The organism is uncultured Tepidimonas sp. (genome assembly GCF_938045175.1).
Classification (GTDB): Bacteria; Pseudomonadota; Gammaproteobacteria; order Burkholderiales; family Burkholderiaceae_C; genus Tepidimonas.
The window spans coordinates 1-3,431 of the sequence record NZ_CALIND010000147.1; the positions used below are offsets into that span (position 1 = coordinate 1).

The 3,431-nt window shown below is 71.0% G+C and carries 4 protein-coding genes and 1 pseudogene; all 5 read left to right on the forward strand.

Going from position 1 to position 3,431, the window contains the following annotated elements; translation table 11 throughout:
- Window positions 1–275, forward strand: a pseudogene (locus tag Q0716_RS07785) (hypothetical protein); the annotation flags it as partial.
- A 146-nt stretch (window positions 276–421) separates the two neighbouring features.
- On the forward strand, window positions 422–1,390 hold the full coding sequence (locus Q0716_RS07790; protein ID WP_299021636.1) for a hypothetical protein: 969 nt from the start codon (window positions 422–424) through the stop codon (window positions 1,388–1,390).
- Window positions 1,391–1,480: 90 nt separating this feature from the next.
- Complete coding sequence (locus Q0716_RS07795) at window positions 1,481–2,269, forward strand: methyltransferase domain-containing protein (protein WP_299021639.1); 789 nt, start codon at window positions 1,481–1,483, stop codon at window positions 2,267–2,269.
- Window positions 2,266–2,700: a ribonuclease HI gene (gene rnhA, locus Q0716_RS07800; RefSeq protein ID WP_299021637.1), complete on the forward strand. Its 435-nt coding sequence runs from the start codon at window positions 2,266–2,268 to the stop codon at window positions 2,698–2,700. Before Q0716_RS07795 ends, rnhA begins: the two co-directional genes overlap by 4 nt.
- Before the next feature lie 102 nt (window positions 2,701–2,802).
- A partial coding sequence (locus Q0716_RS07805) for a biotin/lipoyl-binding protein (RefSeq protein WP_299021638.1) occupies window positions 2,803–3,431 on the forward strand: 629 nt, incomplete at its 3' end.

Here is a 3,431-nt window from a genome sequence, read left to right on the forward strand (position 1 = left end):
AGTTGGTGCTGGCGTTGCAGTCGGTGCCCGACCCGCTCGCTCGGCTGGTTGCGGGCAGCGTCGTGTGGCGGGCAGGCCGGCTCGATGCGGCCGGCGTGGCCGTCCTGGTCGATACCGCTTCGGCGCAGGGCTGGCGGCGGCCGCTGGCGGTCTGGTTGGGGGTACAGGCCCGCCTGGCTGATGCCGCCGGGGACGCCGAGGCTGCGGCGCGTGCCCGTCGTCGGCAAGCATGGGTTCTGCGGCCAGAGGCGCCCCCGACGGACCAGGGGCGTTGAGCTCCCCGGGCCCCGGTGCAGCCCGCTCTTGCGGCACAATTCGCGTGTGGCAACCTTTGCATTCGCCGCACCTTTTGGCTTTCTATCGTTTCAGTCGGCTGGTGTTACTCTGCCGCTGAACATACCTCCCCATCGGATCGTTCTTCATGAAAACCAAATACCACCTCAATAAGCGCTCCCCCCATCGTTTGGGGTCGTCCACGTCGTCGGCAGCCACGGGTGGGTCGGTCATCGCGCTGGTCGATGAACGCTACTTGGTCTGGCTCGCGTCTCAGGTCACCGGAACGCAGCACAACACGCTGCAGCGCGGATCGCTGGCTGGCGTGCTGGCGCACCTGGCCCGGCTCGCGGGCGCCGAAGCCCCCTTGCTGCGCACGCTACTCTTCAGCGACGCGTCGCCGACCGAGCTGCACGACGACATCGTGGTGCGGCTGGTACCGCGACACTCGACCGACGGTGGGCTGTCGCTGGTGCGCGCGCTGGGGCAGGAGATCGTCCAGTTGGCGCGCCACGGCGCGGGTTGGCTGCTCGTCGCCAGCGATGACGAGCGCCTGATTCCCTATCTGGACGAAGCGCAGTCCTGGGGTGCGCGGGTGGTGCTGGTGGCGGATGACGCGGTGCACGACTTCGGCCACTTGTCGAAGGAAGACCCGAGCTGGGCCCGGCTGCTGATGCAGGCCGACCGCCGTGTGGCCGTGCCCATGGGCGCCTGGAGTGCGCTGACCACACCGGGTGTGGGCTACGCTGTGCCGCGCGCCAGCGGGGCAGAGGGCGACGACATCGATGCCGGCCAGCGCTCGGTGCCGCCCTCGCGCGCCCCGGCCGAGCCCGACGACCACTGGCGTGCGGAGATTTCGCGCATCATCCAGTCGTGGTGGGACGACGAGCCTGAAGACGGGCGGCAGGAACTGGCCGATGCCATGCGCGGGCAGATCGGCGTGCCGCCCGAAGCCGACCGACGCATCCTGATGCGTGTGCGGCACGAACTGGGGCGCAACCTGACGTTCCCCGAAAAGCGCGCCATGCGTGAGATGGTGCGCGCGGTGGTGTTGGGCCAGCCCGACGCCGATACCGATGCGGCGCCGGCACCGGCGCTGGCCGCCGCCGCTGACTGACCGTCGTCGCTGTCGGCCATGTCCGATGATCGTGCCGCCGAACCGCAGCCGCAGCGGGCCAGCGACGAGGCGCAGGCGCTCGGGGCGGAACTGGCCGCTTGGTTCCAGACCCCGCCGGGGCGCTATCTGCTCGATTGGGAGCGCGCCCGCTTTGCCGACGCGGTGGCCGATGCGTTTGGATACCATGCGCTGCAACTGGGCCTGCCGCCACTGGACGCGCTGGCCAACAACCGCATGCCGCATCGCTGGCTGGCGCTGCCCGAAGCGCCCGGCGGCGTTGCCTGGTCGATGGAGGGTGGCCCGGCCCGTCCGGTCGACCTGGTCACGCACGCGGCCGCGTTGCCGTTTCCAGCCGCCAGTCTCGACCTCGTGCTGCTGCCCCACACCCTGGAGCTCAGTGCCGACCCACATGCCGTGCTGCGCGAGGTCGAGCGCGTGCTGGTGCCCAACGGCCGCGTCATCGTCAGCGGCTTGAATCCCGCCAGCTGGTGGGGCATGCGGCAGTACCGCGCGCATGCGGCGACGCGCCTGGGGTTAGGCCAGACGCGCCTGGCGCGGCTATACCTGCCGGAGGCGGGCGCCTTCATCGGCCCGTGGCGCTTGTGCGACTGGCTGCGCCTGCTCAGCTTCGAGGTCGAGGCCATCGAGCGCGGCTGCTACCGGCCCGCCGTGCGGTCCGAACGCTGGTTGCAGCGCTTCGATTGGATGGACCGGCTCGGGCCGCGCTGGTGGCCGCTTTTGGGTGCGGTCTATTTCATCGTGGCGGTCAAGCGCGTGCGCGGCATGCACCTGCTCGGGCCCGCGTGGCGGCCTACCCGCGCCGCCGCGGCGCCCGCGGTGGTGGCACGGCGCGACCGCGACACCCCGAGTTTGTCATGACCGAAGTCACCATCTACACCGACGGCGCCTGCAAGGGCAACCCCGGCCCCGGGGGCTGGGGGGTGCTGCTGCGCGCCGGTGGCACCGAAAAAGAACTTTGCGGCGGCGAGTCGCTGACCACCAACAACCGCATGGAACTGCGCGCTGTTATCGAGGCGTTGGCAGCGCTCAAGCGCCCCTGCCACGTGCACGTTTATTTGGATAGCGAGTACGTGCGCAAGGGCATCACCGAATGGCTGCCCGGTTGGAAGGCCAAGGGCTGGAAGACCGCGTCCAAGCAACCGGTCAAAAACGCCGACCTGTGGCGCCAACTCGACGAGCTGGTGCACACCCGCGGGCACCGCATCGAATGGCACTGGGTGCGCGGCCACACCGGCGACCCGGGCAACGAGCGCGCCGATGCACTGGCCAACCGGGGGGTGCCGCGCTAGTGGCGGTGTTTGCCTCGGGTTTACACGCGAGTAACGTGGCTGGGCTACAGTTGAGACTCGCCGGCTGATACGGTCAGCCCTGCCCATTCACGGGAGATGCCCATGCCCCAGGTCCGTCCGCGCATCCATGCCATCGTGGCTGTGGTCGTGCTGGCCGTGGTAGCTGCGGCGGGCTGGTGGTGGCAGAGGATGCCCGCGGTGACGCCCGGTGCCGGCGCCGGGACGGCGGCGGGGTCGGCGGGTGGCGCGTCAACAGCGGCCGCTGGCGCCGCGTCGGGAGCCCCGCGTGGCGGCGCGGGCACAGGCTCTGGCCCAGGTGCCGCTGGTGGCCCCGGCCGCGGCGGGCTGCCAGCGGTGGAGGTGGCCATCGTGCAGGCGGTCCCGCTCGTGCAAGAGGCGCAGGCGGTCGGCACGCTGCTGGCGCGCCAGCGGGTGGCCATCCGGCCGGAGGTGGCCGGGCGCATCGTGGCCATCGGCTTCGTTGACGGCGCGCCAGTGCGCAAGGGGCAGGTGTTGTTTCAGCTCGACGACGCGCTGCAGCAGGCCGAACTGGCCCAGGCGCAGGCGCAACTGGCGGTGCAGCAGGCCAACCTGCGCCGCAACGAGGAGCTGGTGGCACAGGGGTTCGTGGCGCAGCGGGTGCTGGATGAGAGCCGCGCTGCGGTGCAGGTGGCACAGGCGCAGGTGGCCTTGGCGCAGGCGCGGCTGCAGCGCATGCGGTTGCTGGCGCC

Coding starts and splice junctions, on each gene's coding strand:
- Q0716_RS07790 (WP_299021636.1), top strand. CDS start 422: ATGAAAACCAAATACCACCTCAATAAGCGCTCCCCCCATCGTTTGGGG.
- rnhA (WP_299021637.1), top strand. CDS start 2,266: ATGACCGAAGTCACCATCTACACCGACGGCGCCTGCAAGGGCAACCCC.